At 69.8% G+C, this 15,858-nt stretch carries 13 protein-coding genes and 1 pseudogene; 7 read left to right on the top strand and 7 right to left on the bottom strand.

Going from position 1 to position 15,858, the window contains the following annotated elements; translation table 11 throughout:
• Window positions 1-206: 206 nt before the first annotated feature.
• Complete coding sequence (locus GWK61_RS17385; protein ID WP_228562469.1) at window positions 207-2,084, top strand: serine/threonine-protein kinase; 1,878 nt, start codon at window positions 207-209, stop codon at window positions 2,082-2,084.
• Here the strand turns inward: GWK61_RS17385 and GWK61_RS17380 are convergent.
• Window positions 2,077-3,642 carry an FAD-dependent monooxygenase gene (locus GWK61_RS17380; protein ID WP_194909430.1) on the bottom strand — a complete coding sequence of 522 codons (1,566 nt, stop codon included), beginning with the start codon at window positions 3,640-3,642 and terminating at the stop codon, window positions 2,077-2,079. The genes GWK61_RS17385 and GWK61_RS17380 overlap by 8 nt on opposite strands.
• 135 nt (window positions 3,643-3,777) lie before the next feature.
• Here GWK61_RS17380 and GWK61_RS17375 point away from each other — a divergent pair, with 135 nt between their 5' ends.
• The 5 genes from GWK61_RS17375 (at window position 3,778) to GWK61_RS17355 (ending at window position 7,557) form a co-directional block, all read left to right on the top strand.
• Window positions 3,778-4,392 carry a TetR/AcrR family transcriptional regulator C-terminal domain-containing protein gene (locus GWK61_RS17375; RefSeq protein WP_323747611.1) on the top strand — a complete coding sequence of 205 codons (615 nt, stop codon included), beginning with the start codon at window positions 3,778-3,780 and terminating at the stop codon, window positions 4,390-4,392.
• 105 nt (window positions 4,393-4,497) lie between these two features.
• Window positions 4,498-5,232: a molybdopterin-dependent oxidoreductase gene (locus GWK61_RS17370; protein WP_194909429.1), complete on the top strand. Its 735-nt coding sequence runs from the start codon at window positions 4,498-4,500 to the stop codon at window positions 5,230-5,232.
• On the top strand, window positions 5,204-5,866 hold the full coding sequence (locus GWK61_RS17365; RefSeq protein WP_323747610.1) for a cytochrome b/b6 domain-containing protein: 663 nt from the start codon (window positions 5,204-5,206) through the stop codon (window positions 5,864-5,866). Before GWK61_RS17370 ends, GWK61_RS17365 begins: the two co-directional genes overlap by 29 nt.
• A 151-nt stretch (window positions 5,867-6,017) precedes the next feature.
• Entirely contained in the window at window positions 6,018-6,815 is a 798-nt protein-coding gene (locus GWK61_RS17360; protein ID WP_194909427.1) for a class I SAM-dependent methyltransferase, read from the top strand.
• Between the two features lie 133 nt (window positions 6,816-6,948).
• Complete coding sequence (locus GWK61_RS17355) at window positions 6,949-7,557, top strand: Rieske (2Fe-2S) protein (protein ID WP_194909426.1); 609 nt, start codon at window positions 6,949-6,951, stop codon at window positions 7,555-7,557.
• 134 nt (window positions 7,558-7,691) lie between these two features.
• On the opposite strand, the gene GWK61_RS17350 is transcribed toward GWK61_RS17355, so the two are convergent.
• On the bottom strand, window positions 7,692-7,988 hold the full coding sequence (locus tag GWK61_RS17350) for a winged helix-turn-helix transcriptional regulator (protein ID WP_194909425.1): 297 nt from the start codon (window positions 7,986-7,988) through the stop codon (window positions 7,692-7,694).
• Between the two features lie 218 nt (window positions 7,989-8,206).
• Here GWK61_RS17350 and GWK61_RS17345 point away from each other — a divergent pair, with 218 nt between their 5' ends.
• Entirely contained in the window at window positions 8,207-8,767 is a 561-nt protein-coding gene (locus GWK61_RS17345; protein WP_194909424.1) for a carboxymuconolactone decarboxylase family protein, read from the top strand.
• Window positions 8,768-9,000: 233 nt separating this feature from the next.
• Here the strand turns inward: GWK61_RS17345 and GWK61_RS17340 are convergent, their stop codons facing one another.
• The 5 genes and pseudogenes from GWK61_RS17340 to GWK61_RS17325 all read right to left on the bottom strand — a co-directional run bounded on the left by GWK61_RS17340 (window position 9,001) and on the right by GWK61_RS17325 (window position 15,728).
• Window positions 9,001-9,774, bottom strand: coding sequence for an SDR family NAD(P)-dependent oxidoreductase (locus GWK61_RS17340; protein WP_194909423.1), 774 nt, complete (start codon window positions 9,772-9,774; stop codon window positions 9,001-9,003).
• Entirely contained in the window at window positions 9,771-10,313 is a 543-nt protein-coding gene (locus GWK61_RS60790) for a cupin domain-containing protein (RefSeq protein ID WP_369125590.1), read from the bottom strand. Before GWK61_RS60790 ends, GWK61_RS17340 begins: the two co-directional genes overlap by 4 nt.
• 39 nt (window positions 10,314-10,352) lie before the next feature.
• Window positions 10,353-12,893: pseudogene (rph, locus tag GWK61_RS17335) on the bottom strand (rifamycin-inactivating phosphotransferase); the annotation flags it as partial.
• Window positions 12,894-13,454: a carboxymuconolactone decarboxylase family protein gene (locus GWK61_RS17330; RefSeq protein WP_194909421.1), complete on the bottom strand. Its 561-nt coding sequence runs from the start codon at window positions 13,452-13,454 to the stop codon at window positions 12,894-12,896.
• A gap of 180 nt (window positions 13,455-13,634) precedes the next feature.
• Window positions 13,635-15,728, bottom strand: coding sequence for a DEAD/DEAH box helicase (locus GWK61_RS17325; RefSeq protein ID WP_228562474.1), 2,094 nt, complete (start codon window positions 15,726-15,728; stop codon window positions 13,635-13,637).
• Between the last annotated feature and the right edge of the window lie 130 nt (window positions 15,729-15,858).

Raw genomic sequence — 15,858 nt, 5'->3', positions numbered from 1 at the left:
CTCCGACCCTTGTGGACGGAGCAGGCCGGCGGCCGTCGTTCGCTCGCGGCGACTTGAAAGGTAACCCCCAATAGCGATGTCCAGCCTGGTCAACGCCCCTCTCGGACCGCTACGATCCGGCCGACGTATCGATCCGGATTCGGGCGGCGAGATCGTCGCCAGCTTGTTCTATCCCGCTGATACGCTGCGCTCGAAAATCAGCGGCCATGAGGCAACAACCAGGGGGATTCACGTTGTCTGGCTGGACCGTTCCCGGCTACACGGAAACCGGGATGCTAGGCGCCGGCGCGACCGGCAGAGTGGTGTCGGCCGTCCAGGACGCGACCGGCACCGAAGTGGCGATCAAGTATCTGGCTCCGCGCTACGTCGAGGACCCCGAGTTCGTCGAGCGCTTCCGCGCCGAGGCCGCGCTCCTGGCCGAGATGCGGCACCCGAACGTCGTCCAGCTCTTCGAGTACGTCGAGTCCGAATTCGGCTCGGCGATGGTGATGGAGCTGGTCGCCGGGCCGACGCTGTACCGCGTGCTGCACGAGGGCGGCCCGATGATGCCGGAGGCGGCGCTGTCGGTGATGCGCGGCTCGCTGCTCGGCCTCGGCGCCGCGCACGAGATGGGCATCGTCCACCGCGACTACAAGCCGTCGAACGTCCTGCTGAACGCCTACGGCCTCAGCAAGCTGGCGGACTTCGGCGTCGCCGAGCGCGCCGCACCGAGCCCCGTCGCGGACTCGGACCCGGACGCCACGAGCCCGGCCGGCGTCGGCACCCCGGCGTACATGGCGCCGGAGCAGTGGGACGGCGCGCCGGCCCAGCCGGTGACGGACATCTACGCGGTCACCGCCTCGTTCTACGAGTGCCTGACCGGACGGGTTCCCTACTCCGCGGACACGGTCTACGAACTTCAGGAGAAGCACCGCACCGCGCCGATCCCGCTGGCCGAGGTACCCGCCGAGGTGCAGCAGCTGATCATGCACGGCCTGGCGAAGGACCCCTCCGAGCGGCCGCAGGACGTGTGGTCGTTCGTCGCGGAGGTCGAACGCGCGGCGACCGACGTCTACGGCGTCGAGTGGGAGGAGCGCGGGCGGCAGGAGATCGTCCTCGTGCTCTGGCCGCTGCTGGGGCTGCTCGCCCCGGGCGTCGGCGGAGGCGCGGGCGCCGGCGGGCTGAACTCGCTGGGCGTGGGATCGGGCGGCCCCGGCGGCCCCGAGAACCAGGGCCCGCCGAACGAGGGCGGGCCCGGCGGCCCCGGCGGCGCCGACCCCGACGGCTACTGGACCGAGGGCTTCCGGGGCGCAGCGCGCCGCCGCATGCCGGACAAGCTCAAGATGAGCGCCTTCGCGGCCGGCGCGCTGGCACTCATCCTGATCATCGCGGCGGTGGCCGTCGCCGGCGGGAACAAGACCAAGCACCGGTCCGACCCGCCGAGCGGCACGTCGGTGGTGTTCACGCCGACCCCGAGCCAGCCGACCGGCACGCCGACCAGCAACGACTCGGGCGCGGCCCCGACGCCCACGAGCTCCAGCTCTTCGAGCTCGTCAAGTTCGTCGAGCTCAAGCTCCAGCTCCAGTTCGAGCTCGAGTTTCTTCAGCTCGTCGTCCGGCTCGAGCTCCAGCTCCCGGTCGAGTTCGAGCTCCAGCTCGCCCTCGTCGGCGGCGAGCCTGCCCTCGCTGAGTTCCTCGACGTCGTCGAGCTCGAGCTCGCCGAGCAGTCCGTCGTCGAGCCCCAGTAGTTCGACGCCGACCACGCCGCCGACGAGTTCTACTCCGCCGCCGCCGCCTAAAATCACCGCCACGGTCTCAGTGCTGAGCGATCCGCCGGGACAGTGCACTGCCACCTATGTCGTCGATTTCTCGGTCGGGGATGTGCCGGGCGGCTCGGTAGTCATCAACTACACCTGGCATTTCGTGGACGGTGGCATCGTCGTCGGACGACCACCGATAACGCTGAAGAGCAACACATCGCAGCGTGCCACGACGACCGAGAACCCGGGTAGGTCCGAAGAAGGCAGCGTATACGTGTCATGGTCTGCCGCCGGGATCAGCGGCAAGACATCGGGGGCGCCCGTAAGCATCACCTGCCTTACATAGCACCGGGATCAGCCGGGCCGAACCAGCGCCCCAGCGCCTCCTCCAACCCCTGCTCCGACTCCGCGACCCACGCGACGAACCCGTCCGGCCGCACCAACAGCGCCCGCGACGGCGCGTCCGCACACGTCCCGACCGTCACCTCGACCCGATCGCCCCATCCGGACGCGGCCTTGATCCACTGAGCCGCGTCCGGTGACTCCGGCGTGTCCGGCGCGTCCAGAACCAGCAGCTGGCCGCGTCCGGAACGCAGCCGCTCGGCGAGCCGCACCGTACCGTCCGCGCCACCGGGCCCGTCGGCTTCATCGGCGCCGTGCGCCGTCCGCACCACCAGATCCGGGCAGAACCGTCCCACCACATCGAGGTCCGACCCGACCTCGTAGCGCACGTCCGTGCCGCCCATCATGTCGCTGAGCCAGCGGTTGGCGTCGTCGTGCTCGACGAGCCTGGCGAAGATGCCGCGCAGCGCCTCGGTGTGCGGGCCCGGCCGCATGAGCGCGACCTGTGCGCGGGTGTTGTCCAGCACCCGCGCAGCCACCGGGTGGCGCTCGGCGGTGTAGGTGTCCAGCAGAGTCTCCGGCGCGCGGCCGAGGGCCACCAGGGCCAGCTTCCAGCCCAGGTTCACCGCGTCGCCGAGGCCCAGGTTCAGGCCCTGGCCGCCGAACGGCGAGTGGATGTGCGCGGCGTCGCCGGCCAGCAGGACGCGGCCGTCGCGGTAGGTGTCGGCCTGGCGTGCGTTGTCGGTGAAGCGGGTCACGGTGGTGATCGACCGGATGCCGACCTCGGTGCCGCTGATCCGGCGCAGCGCGGCCTGCAGCTCCTCCCGCGTGACCGGGGCGTCGCGGTCGGCCGGCGGGCCGTCGAAGCCGACCATCAGCAGCCGCCCCGGGTTCGGGCCGTTCACCACCATGCCGCCGACGCAGCGGTTCCAGCCGAGCGGCACGAAGTCGGGATCGTCGAGCTCTGCGATGGCCTGGTAGGCGGTGATGACGCCGTCCGTCCCGGGGAAGGCGAACGCGCCGCCCTTGCGGATCTCCGAACGGCCGCCGTCGGCGCCGATCAGCCAGTCCGCGCGCAGTTCGTAGAGCCGGTCCTGCACGTCGGCTCCTGAACCGGCGGTCATGTCCGCGACGACCAGCGTCACGCCCTCAGGGTCCTGACGCCACTCCCGCACGACGTACTCGCGCCGGACGTCGACGCCGAGCTCGATCGCGCGCTCGTTCAGCACCTCCTCCAGCCTCTGCTGCGCCACCGGCAGCATCCACTCCCCGCCGTAGTTGCTCTCGCGCAGCACGAACATCCCGGAGAAGTGCCCCCGCAGCCCGCTGTTCCGCATCAGCGTCTCGAACTCGCGCAGCCCCTGTCCGCCGGCCTCGCGCACCCGCTCGGCCAGCCCGCGCCGGTCCAGCGCGGCCACGCCGCGGGCCTGGATCGCGCCGGCCTTGACGGTGGGGTCGATGTCCGTCCGGCGCTCCAGCACCACGGCCTCGATGCCGTACAACCGCAGCTCACACGCGGCCATCAGGCCGACCGGACCGCCCCCGACGATGACGACACGCATCGCGAACCTCCCTTAACGGCGTTAAACTTAACACTGTTAAGGTTGCCTTGAACGCTGTTAAGCTGTCAAGGGCCGCAGGTCGGCGGCACAACGGGACACAAGAACGCACAGGGACGCCAGGGGAACGGAGCCGGAGTGAAGCTGGAACGCGACGCGATCGTGACGGCGGCCATCGCGCTGCTCGACGAGGTCGGCCTGGACGGCCTGTCCATGCGCCGCCTGGCCAAGGAGCTGGGCGTCCAGGCCCCGGCCCTCTACTGGCACTTCAAGAACAAGCAGGAACTGCTGGACCACATGCTGGTCGCGATGAGCACCGAGGAACTGCGGGTCCCGCGTCCGGGCCAGGCCTGGGACGACTGGCTCATCGAACGCACCAGGATCCAGTACCACGGCCTGAACCAGCACCGCGACGGCGCCCGCCTGGCGGCCGAGACCCGGCCCACCGAAGACCTGTTCCCGAAGCTGGAAGCGATGCTCGAAGCACTCACCGCGGCGGGCTTCACCCCCGAGGAGGCTTTACGCGGCCTGCTGGCCATCAGCAACTACGTCACCGGCTCGGCCCTGGAACGTGAAGGCGCGAAAGGCCGCGCCGCCGACGACGCCGCCCGCGAGGCCGTATCGCAGTACCCGAATCTGCTCGCGGCAGCCGGTGCCGTCAGCGATCCCGACGCGATCTTCGAGCACGGCCTGCACGCCATCGTCGCCGGCATGCGCGCGGAGCTGGAGAAGGGCCAGAAGGGCCGGCAGTAGGGGCCCCTGGGGTGGGGACACCAGGGTCCGGCACGGGCCCGACGGAAGGCCACCACGGGGGAGGCTGACTCACGTCGAAAGATCCACACGTGAGGAAGTCCCACCATGGAAAACACGCCGGACGGCGCTCCCGTGGCCCGCAGGACCCTCTTGGGCATGCTCGGCGCCGGGGCCGCGGGCCTGCTGGCGGCGCCGTACCTGCAGTCCGGCTGGGAACGCGTGCTGGCGAAGGCGTCCGAGGACGATCCGACGGGCCTGACCGGCCTGCTTCCGAACCCCGGCGGGTTCCGGTACTACAGCATCGTCGGCTCGGTGCCGCGCAAGGACGAGACGGACTACGCGTTGCGGATCGACGGCCTGGTCGCCCGGGCGCGGACGTACACGCTCGGCGACCTGCGCGCGCTGCCGCAGACGCGGGTCGTCCACGACGTGCAGTGCACCGACGGCTGGCGGGTCGAGAAGACGCCGTTCGAAGGGGTGCGGCTGTCCGATCTGCTGGACGACGCGGGCGTCGCCGCGAATGGCAAGGCCCTGCGATTCACCTGCTTCGACGGCGCCTACTCCGAGAGCCTGACGATCGAGCAGGCGCGGCGCTCCGACGTGCTCGTCGCGCTGCGGATGCAGGACGCGCCGATCACGCACGACCACGGCGGTCCGGTCCGGCTCTACGTGGCGCCGATGTACTTCTACAAGTCCGCCAAATGGCTCTCCGGCATATCGGTCACCGACCGGGTGATTCCCGGCTACTGGGAGGAGCGCGGTTACGACGTCGACGGCTGGCTCGACGGCGCCGACAAGAACGACGGCACGAGTGGCGGCACGAGTAGCGGCACGGCGTGAGCGGCGGGGTGAGGCGCGGGACGGCAGAGTCCGGCGCTTCACCCGCGCGGAGCGGATGGTCCATCGCACCACCGGCGTCCTGATGCTGCTGTGCGTGGCGACCGCGGCTTGCCTCTACATCGCGCCGCTGGCCCAGGCGGTCGGCCGACGGCACCTCATGGTCACCGTGCACGAGTGGTCCGGCATCCTGTTGCCCGCGCCGCTCCTGATGGGCCTGTTCTCGCCGGCCTTCCGCGCCGACCTCCGCAGGCTGAACCGCTTCGCGCCCTACGACCGGCGCTGGCTGCACGCGGTGCGCCGGCGCATCACCGCGCCCGTGGAACGCCCCGCCGGCAAGTTCAACGCCGGGCAGAAGCTCTACGCGGGCTGGATCGCCGGCGCGGTGCTGGTGATGATGTCCACCGGCCTGCTGATGTGGTTCACCCACCTGCTGCCGGGCATCTCCCGCACCAGCGTCATCTTCGTGCACGACATCCTCGCGTGGGCCGTTGCCGTCGTGCTGGTGGCACACATGCGCAAGGCGTATCAGGATCCTGAAGCCAGGCGCGGCATGCGGACCGGATACGTCGACCGCGCGTGGGCGCGGCGGGAGCACTCCAGGTGGCTGGCGAAGGACGAGCCGGACGACGACTGAGCAGGAAGGCGAACCTCAACACTGCGAACCCGCGTCGTCGCAGCCAGCGAGAAAATGGGGTTCTCGCAGTAATCGAGAGAGGTTGTCGGCATTCAATCAATACCCTTACGATCCCCCATCGCAACCCTGATTCCGGGCATGGAGGGGAACAATGGGGAATGATGTGACGCTGGCCGCCGACTATTCAACCGGCGTCCTGAGCAAGGACACCCCCACCGAGTACGAACGGATCCACCTGCTCCAAGACTGGATAGACCCCGAGACCCGCGAGGTGATCTCGAAGATCGGCGTCCGGCCGGGCTGGCGCTGCCTGGAGATCGGGGCCGGGGCCGGATCGGTCGCGAACTGGCTCGCCGACCAGTGCGTCCAGGGTTCCGTCACCGCCGTCGACATCGACGCGCGCTACCTGAACGACCTGGACCGCCCCAACCTGCGCGTGCTGGAGGGCGACATCGGTGCGATGGGCTTCGAGCCGGGCTCGTTCGACCTCGTCCACGCGCGCCTGACCTTCTGCCACCTCCCGAACCGCAACGAGGTCCTGGCCGACGCGGTGCGCTGGCTGGCGCCGGGCGGGTGGCTGGTCATCGGCGACCTGTTCAGCTTTCCCGAGGAGTTCTCCACCTATGAGCTCAGGCGGCGGTTCCTCAGCGGCATGGCGAAGCTGTACCAGGCTCAGGGGTCGGACATGGCGTGGGCGCCGACCCTGCCGTCCCGGATGGGACAGGAGGGGCTGCGGGCGATCGGCACCCGGATGATGGCGAACAACGTCGGCGACGGCAGTGCCTACGACCGCTTCTCCCTCGTGAACACCCGGCAGCACTGCACGTATCTTGTGGAGCGCGGACTGCTCACGACGGAGGAGATGGACCGGTTGGTGGCGCAGTTGGACGACCCGACCTTCCTGGAACTCCGGACGATCACCATCTACGCCTGGGGGCAGCGTCCCTGAGCCCCTCGGACCACCCGCCGGACGACGGTCCGAGGTCCCCCTTGAACCGATCGGCGCCCGGGAACGTGTCGGTCGGTACAGGAGTTGCCAATACCCCACGCAGACGCCACAGACACAGGAGACGACCCCGACGATGACCACCGTTGACCTCGCCACCGCCCAGACTGAACCCGTCGCGCCCCAGGCCCCCGACGAGCCCGCCTGCCTCTCGCACCCGGACGGCACCCGCCGCCGCGCCCTGCTCGGCGGCATCGTCGTGGCCGCCGGCGCACTGTGCGCCGCCTGCTCGTCCTCGAAAAGCAGCCCCGCCGCCGCCGGCACCAGCAGCAGCGCCACCACCGGCAGCACGTCATCCGCAGCCGGCAGCAGCACATCATCAGCCGGATCCTCGACCTCGAGCAGCGGATCCGCCTCGTCGTCCTCTTCCACCGGCGCGTCCACGTCCACCGGCACGACCGCAGCCCTCGCGGCCACCTCAGCCGTCCCGGTCGGCGGCGGCACCATCCTGGCCGACAAGAAGATCGTCCTGACCCAGCCCACCGCAGGCACCTACAAGGCCTTCACCGCGATCTGCACGCACGCGGGATGCACCGTCTCCGCGGTCGAGAACGGCCTCATCGCCTGCCCCTGCCACGGCAGCCGCTACCACATCGCCGACGGCTCGGTGGCGAACGGCCCCGCCACCCAGGCGCTGGCCGCGGTCAACATCACGGTCGCGAACGGGCAGATCACACAGGCCTGAGGGTAGGGAACCTCGCCCCAGGTCTGTGCGGTGACCTGGGGCTTTCTCGTGCGGTGCCGGGGCCGGGCAGCGGGCGACGAGCGGACTCGGACCGACACGGACCGACACGCGGTCGTATTCGCGCGGCTCGGCGTCTAGTGATCGCGCGCCACGCGATCCAGCTCGCCGGCCCAACGATCGGCCCAGCCCACCAGCCCCCGCAGCTCGTCGAAGACCTCTCGGCCGAGCGCGGTCAGCTGGTAGGCGCCAGCGCCGGCCGCGTCGCGATCGACGAGCAGCGCCTCCTGCAACTCGGTGAGCCGCTGCTGGAGGACGCTGGAGGACATGGCGTCGCAGCGCTGCTGCAGCGGGCGGAAGCCGAGCGGGCCGTCGCGCAGCTCCCAGATGACGCGCAGGATCCAGCGGCGGCCGAAGAGGTCGAGGGCTGCCATGAGGGGGCGGCCGGTGGTCGAGCCTCGGACGGGTTGGTGGGGGCGCGGGCTAGGCGGCTCCTGGTCTGGTGCCGGTTCCTGGCCCGGCTTCGGCTCCCGGTCTGGCTTCGTCGGCATCCGCGGTCCCGATCTCTGGTGTGGTGCTTCGAAAACAGAAACGCTACTCTGCCCACAGCGCTTCGGAAATCGAAGCATCCGCGAAGGAGGAGCCCACCGCCATGGCCACCCGGATCCCACCCCTGACAGCGCCCTACCCCGACCCGGCCGCCGCGATCCTACGGCGCATGATGCCCGGCGACGAGGAACCGATCGCCCTGTTCCGCACCTTCGCCCGCCACCTCCCGCTCTCGGAGGCGCTGAACGGCTGGGGCGCCTACCAACTCAGCCGGAAGCTCAGCCTGAGCCTGCGTGATCGGGAGATCGTCATCGACCGGACGTGCGCGCGGTGCGGCTGCGAGTACGAGTGGGGCGTGCACGTCGCGCGGTTCGCGGCGCGCGCCGACCTGACAGACACGCAGATCAGCTCTCTGACGCACGGCTCCGGCACCGACGCGTGCTGGACCGACGAGCGCGACCGCCTCCTGATCGACACCGCCGACGCCCTGCACGACGCCAACGACATCGACGACGCGCTGTGGAGCCGCCTCGACGCCGAGTTCAGCCCCGAACAGCTCCTCGACCTGCTGATGCTCTGCGGCTGGTACCACGCCATCAGCTTCACCGCCCGGGCGACCAGGCTGGCACCGGAGCCGGGCGCGCCGCGGTTCGACGCGTTCTAGGGCGTGTTTGAAAAGTCGGGCGGGGCGCGACGACTGATCGGCGGCGTCTGGCGGCGCCGGACGACCAGCCACAGCCAACCAGGATGAGGCAGGCCGTCCGTCTTGCCAGACTTGCCGCTGAGCCGTCGCGCTCGACCTGCTCATCGGCGGCGGGACATTGCCCACCCGACTTTCCAAACACGCCCTAGACCGCATCATCCCCGCAGTACGCCTCAGCGAAAGCACACACGCCTTCACCACGTCGGCCGCGCGCCCACCCCGCCGTCGACGACGAGGTCCTGCCCGGTGATCCAGGACGCCATCGGCGAGGCCAGGAAGACGCAGGCGTCGCCGACGTCCTCGGGGCGGCCGAGCCGGTGCAGCGGCGCGGCGGCGTGCCAGCGCGCCACGCCGGAGGGCCAGGCCTGCTCGATGCCGGCGGTGTGGATCAGGCCCGGGGAGACGGTGTTGACGCGGATCCCGCGCGGTCCGTATTCGAGGGCTGCGGAGCGCGCGAACATGATCAGGGCCGCTTTGGAGGCGCTGTAGTGGGCATGGCCGGCGGCGGGCTGGCTGCCCTCGATCGAGGCGATGTGGGTGATGGAGGCGCCGGCCGCCATGATGCGCGCGGCGGCCTGGGTGCAGCTCAGGGCACTGGTGACGTTGGCGTCCATCATCTGACGCCACTGATCGGCCGTCATCTGCTCCAGCGGCAGGACCGGTTGGATGCCGGCGTTGTTCACCAGGACATCAAGCTGTCCGTGCCAGGCGGCGGCCTGCTCGACCAGCTCGTGGCACGCGGTCTCGACGGTGAGGTCGGCGCCCAGGACCAGCGCCTCGGCGCCCACGGCGCGCAGACGCTCGGCCAGGGCTTCGGCGGCGTCGTGATTGCGACCGTGGTGCAGCACGACCGCAGCCCCGGCGGCGGCGAAACGGCTCGCGATACCGGCGCCGATGCCGCCGCTGGCGCCAGTGACGAGCACGGTGGTGCCGGTCAGGTCGGGCAGAGCGGGGTCGGTGCGGCTCATCGGACGGCCGCCGCATTCTCGGCAGGCTCGCCGGGCACGCCGGGCACATCACGCTCTTCGAGCGAATCAGGCATGCGGCTCGGAGCATCAGCCCGACACAAAGCCCTGATCATGCCCCCGCGCTCGGGATACCGCCGACACAACTCCTCGACATCGCCGCCCTCATAGTCCGCCGGGATGAAGCCGGGCGCCATCGTCGTCCCGATCAGCGACCACGCCCCGTCCCCCGCGACACGAGCACCCATCCAGCACCCGGCCGGCACGACCGTCTGCACCAGCTCACCGCCACCGAGCAGCCGCACCTCAGCCCGCCCATCGGGATGCAGCAGCAACAACTCCATCGCATCCCCACGGTAGAAGTGCCAGACCTCGTCAATCGGCAGCCGATGCATCGCCGAGAACCCACCAGGATCGTTCGACAGCAGCATCAGAATCGCCGTCCCGGCCGGACGCCCGCTCGCGTCCACCGGACCCGACCACGTACTCCGGAACCGCCCACCCTCAGCCGGCAACGGCACCAACCCAAGCCGAGCGGCGATGTCGTCGGCCCCTTCTTCGGTCTGATCGCCGGCCTGATCCAGAATCTCGATGTACCCGTCCGTCCCGTTCACACGGATTCGCTGCCCGTCCCTGATCAGCCGAGTGGCGCGTTCCACCCCGACAACCGCAGGCAGCCCGTACTCCCGCGCGACGACAGCCCCATGCGTCATCAGGCCCCCGACCTCCGTCACCAGACCCTTGATCGTCACGAACAGAGGCGTCCAACTGGGATCGGTATACGCGGTGACGAGAATGTCGTCGGCTCCCAGATCAGCCTGCGCCATATCAACGACGACACGAGCTCGCCCCTCAACAGTGCCGCTGGAAACAGGCAATCCGACCAGCGCGCCATCCGGAAGCCCGGTACGCCGATACGACCCGGAGACCGCCTCGCCATCCGACGTGAGCACGCGCGGCGGCGTCAGCGACTGATACGACCGGAACGCCTCCCTGCGCTGACGGATCAACTCGGCATCAGCCTGCTGAGTCTGCACGACCTCGGCGAGTTCCTGGAACGTGAGATAGAAGATGTCTTCCTTCTCGCCGATCACGCCAGCGTCTACGAGCCGTTCAGCTTCTCCCAGCAGCGCCAGCTTGTAGACGAAATAGCGGCTGATCATCCCGTACTTCGGATACTCGCGATACCCGATGAACGTCCGCACCCGATCGATCTTCCGCTTGGTCTCATCAGTCTTCTGACCGCCGTCGGGCAGCAGCCGCAGCCGCTCCAGCAGCTCCCGCTCCTTCGCGACAGCCTCCAGCCGCCCTTGCCCGAACCGCTGCTCTCCGGCGCCGGGCTCGAAGTTCTTGACGTTGCCGAGGATGGTCGGCAGGAGCATGGTCGGCTGCTCGCTCCATCGCGGTCGGGTGATGTCGATCTCGCCCGCGCAGCGCATTCCGTACTTGCCGAGGAAGGCGCGAATGGCTTCTTGCGCCTCGCGTCCGCCGACGACCGCCGGTAGCTCGTCCAGAAAACTCTCGTCCTCAGCCTTCGCCAAGAACGCCACGACATCCGGATACGGACGGATCACATCCGCGACATCCAGCAGCGCCAGCCCCATCTCCGACGTGACGTTGTCGGGCACGGACTGCGTGAGCGTGTCCGCCACGTTCGTCTCGCCGAGCCAGGTCTCCATGTGCTCGTTGAGCCACGCCGTAGCATCCATCGCAGTCATGAAGACCTGCGTACTGCGTGGATCGAACAGGAAGCGTTGCAGCTCACCGATGTCGGCCTGGATGAAATCGAGCAGTTCCACTCCGGTTTTCGTCCCGATGCCCTGCTTCAGCGTCGCGATCGACGCCTGGCTCCGCTCGATCAGCTCGGCGACGACGGCCGGATCGGTCTCGATCGGCGCGCGCGCAGACGCCGCGCCTCCCGTCGGCGCCGAGGCGGCGGTAGCGTCGGCAGGAGCCTCATCGGGAACCGTCAGAATGAAGTCGCTGCGGTCGATGACGCTCCGCAAGGCGTCCCCGGTCAGCGGATCGCCCTGCCCCATGACCTTCACGAGCGCCGCACGCCGCATCGGCGACGACAGCTCTCGGGTGACGTCGACGAACAGCCTCCCCGCAGCCTCAACCATGGGCCGACGCGTCGTCATCCGCCACATCGACAGCCCGAGCGGCTTCATCGCGTCGGTCATCATCTGCGGATGCCCGACGGACACGTAGACGTGGTTCTCGTCGTCGCCGACCTCCGGGACGGGGAACAGCGTCGTGATCGGCCGGCTCTGGACGATCTGGAACCCGCCTTCCGCCAGGCACCACTCGATGTCCTGCGGACGGCCGAAGTGCGCTTCGATCCTCCGTCCCAGCTCGACCAGATGCACGGCCTGCGCATCGGTCAGCGCCGGCTTCGCCACGATGGTCTTCTCCACGATCGCGCCGTCGCGCACCTTGTAGATGTCAGCGTTGACCAGCCCGGAGACAAGCGCTTCGCCGAGGCCGAACACGGCCTCCACCGAAGCGACCCTCCGGTTCCCGGTGATGGGGTCGGCCGTGAACAGAATGCCCGCCGCCTGGGGGAAGACCATGCGCTGCACGACCACGGCCATCTGGACCTTCCGCTGGTCGAAGCCGTTCTGCAGGCGGTAGGTCACGGCCCGCTCGGTGAACAGCGACGCCCAGCACCGGCTGACGTGCCGCAGGACGTCCGCCAACCCCACGACGTTGAGATACGTGTCCTGCTGACCGGCGAACGAGGCCGTCGGCAGGTCCTCCGCCGTCGCGCTCGATCGGACCGCGTAGGCGGCGTGCTCGCCGTGGGTGGCAAGCGCGGCGGCGATCGACGCCACCAGATCGTCGGGGAGCGCGATGCCCTCGATGATCTGGCGGATTTCCGCGCTCTGGGCGCCGATCGCCTCGCGGTCGTCGGGTTTCAGGCGTGACAGCCGGTCGAGGCGGCCGTCGAGCGACGGCGCCGCGGCCAGGACTCGCCGGAAGGCGTCCGTGGTGACGCAGAAGCCGGCCGGCACAGGGACGCCGTCGATGCGCGACAGCTCCCCCAACGCGGCGCCTTTGCCCCCGACGGCTGCGACCTGCGTGCGGTCGATCTGCTGGAAGTCCACCACGTCGCCGTTCATCTAACCCACTTTACGGACGTCGGCCAGCGGAATGTCGCAGGACTCGGAGTAGCCCTGCGAGGTGATGCCGTGCGCCGTATTCACCCGGCCGGCCATGTTGGCGAAGCCGATGTAGGCGGTCAGCTCGACCAGGCCGGCGGCGCCGAGCCGGTCCAGCAGGCGCGCCGCCAGCTCGTCGGTGACGGTGGTCGGCGTGGTGGTCATGGCCTCGGCGTACTCCAAGACGTCGCGCTCCAGCGGGGAGAAGGCGTCCGACTCGCGCCAGCGCGGGACCTGACTCGCCTTGGCGGGGTCAAGGTTCCGGCTGATGGCCAGGAAGTAGTTGATGTCCAGGCACCAACTGCAGCCGATCTGCGCCGCGACGGCCATGTGCGCGAACGTCTTCAGGTCGCCGTCGACGGCGTCCCAGGTCCCCAGCCCGGCGGCGAAGTCCTGGTTGGCCGCGGCCACGGCCGGGTTGTTGTGGATCACCGCCAGCGGCTCGGGCACCGAGCCGAGCTGCGCGATGAGGGCTTCCTGGAGCTCGGCCGGCAGGTCGGCTCGGGGAACGCGGATGGTCATGGGGTCCTCCAGTCGGTTGTTGACGCCATGAGACGCCGGCCGGAGGTGATCTGTGACAGAAAGAAGCGACTAAAAGACGGGACCGCCGCCGGACAGCGCGGCGCAGGCAAAAGCGAATAGAAAGGCCGAACCGTCGCGGACCGCCGCCCGACAGCCCGACGCGCGGCTCGCGGCTCGCGGCTACTTCGCCTCCGTCAGCCCAAGCCGCTTCTGCTCTGCGTCGATGAGACGTCCACGCGCCGTGGCGTCGGACAGGTCCCTAGCCTCCGGCATAGTCTCGGCCGTCTCGCTGCGCCGCGCATAGGCGTCAAAGAGCCCTGACTTGGCGTCCAGGATCTCCAGCATCCGCTGGTCGACACTGTCGGCGACCAGCAGCCGGTGCACCTGCACCCGGCGGATCTGGCCCATGCGGTGCGCCCGCGCGATCGCCTGGGTCTCCAACGTGGGCTTCACCTGCGGCTCGCACAGGATGACCACCGACGCGGCCTGCATGTTGAGCCCCACACCGCCGGCCTGGATCTGGCTGACCAGCACAGCATGCCGTTTGGCAGCGCTGAACTCGTCGACCAACTCCTGCCGCTGCTGCGGCTGCATGGAACCGGTGAGCGGCCCGATGGCGCGGTCGCCGAGCGCCCGGCACACGGTTTCCAGGACGTCCCGGAAGTACGAGAAGACGACCACCTTCCGGCTGTTCGCCTCGGCTTCGTCGACGATCTCCACCAAACGCCGCAGCTTCGCCGACGTACCCGCATCACCCGAGGCGTAAGCGGCCCGACGCATCGCCATGAAGTTCCGTGCGGCGACGGCGTCCCGGTAAATCGCCTCCTCCTCGGCGCCGAACTCCTCCCACTCCTCGATCTGCACCATCTCGGGCAGCTCGGAGAGCACGTCCTCCTGGTTCCGGCGCAGGTAGGCCGGAGCGACGGCCTTGCGGAACGCCTCCGACCCGGCGACGGCGTCGATCTCGCCGACCGACCCGACCAGCTCCGGCTGCAGGTAGCCGACCAGGTTACGGAACTCCTCGACGCGGTTCTCCATCGGCGTGCCGGTCAGGAACAGGACGCGGTCCACGCGGTCCGTCCAGGCGCGCACCGCCTGAGAACGCAGTGTGTTGGGATTCTTTACGTAGTGCGCCTCGTCGACGACGAGCATCGAGATCTTCGTCCGGGGCGGCAGATCCAGGTTGGGGAGGGCTTCGAACGTGGTGACGCCGACGCCGCCGCCGGACAGCCAGGCGCGTTTCGCAGCTTCCTGATCCGGCCCGTGCAGCCGGTGGGGACGCAGCGCGCTGTGCGAGCGCACCTCCCGCAGCCAGTTGATCAGAACACTGGCAGGCACGACCACCAGGAAGTGCTTGGCGCCCTCCGCGCGCAGATGCGCCAGCGCGGCTATCGCCTCGACGGTCTTGCCGCAGCCCATCTCGTCGCCGATCACGACGCGTTCCTGAGCCAGCACGAACCTGGCTCCGAACGCCTGGTAGGCCCGCAGCGAGACACGCAGATGCGTCTCGTCCAGCTTCTGCATCGCGATCCGGTCGGCCAGGCTGGTCGGCAGGAACCCGCGCGCCGCCTCGCCGTTCGCCCGCGCGCCGGCGATGCGGCTCAGGGTGCTGAAGTAGTCGGCGGAGCGCTTCTCGAAGTCGGTGCGGACGGTGCTGCGCCGCGGCGGCTTCACCCCGCGCAGCTTCTCGTTCGCCGCCCGGATCCGGTCCAGGTCCTGGTTCGTCTGCGGGTCGGCGAGCAGCCCGGCCAGCCGGTCGACAGCGTCCTGCGCCTGCTCCCGGCGCGTGCGGCCGGTCAGGGCGCGGCGCATCCGGCTGCTCAGCGGCTTGGCGGCGGTCGCCAGCGTCGACAGCGCGCCGCCGATCCGCTTGGCCGGCTCGCGGACCTTGACCAGCACCCGGTCCGCGGTCTGGACCCGGTAGAGCGCGGCGAGCAGCGCGGCGGCGTCGTTGACCCGCAGGTCCATGTCGGCGGTGACGTGGGTGTTGGACATCGCGGCGTCGGCGATCCGGCGGGCGGCGTCCACGGTGCGCTCGGCGCCCTTGGTGCCGATCCCCTGGACCTGCTGCAGCTGCTCCGGCGTGGCTTCCAGCAGGTCCGCGATCGACTTGTAGCCGGCCTCCTCCAGCTTCGTGACCGGCAGGCGAGCGCCGGTGACGTCCCTGAGGCGCTCGATCGGTATCGCGCGGAGGCGGCCGAGGACGGCGACCGCGTGCGAGGCCTGATAGGCCTCGCGCACGTCTTGGTGGCGGCGTTCTTCGCCCGCGTGCATCTCGCCGATGACGGCTTCGGCATCTGCGGCCGCGCCGAGGACGGCTTTCACATCGGAGGAGTTGGTGAACGCTTGGCGTCTGGGCGTGGGGACCTCCCCCTCTCGGCGGTCGCGGTAGCGGCGCCAGGCT

It is taken from the genome of Catenulispora rubra (assembly GCF_015356825.1).
Lineage (GTDB): Bacteria > Actinomycetota > Actinomycetes > Streptomycetales > Catenulisporaceae > Catenulispora > Catenulispora rubra.
The sequence above is the reverse complement of the archived record's forward strand: the minus strand, read 5'-3'. Positions and strand labels throughout refer to the sequence as shown.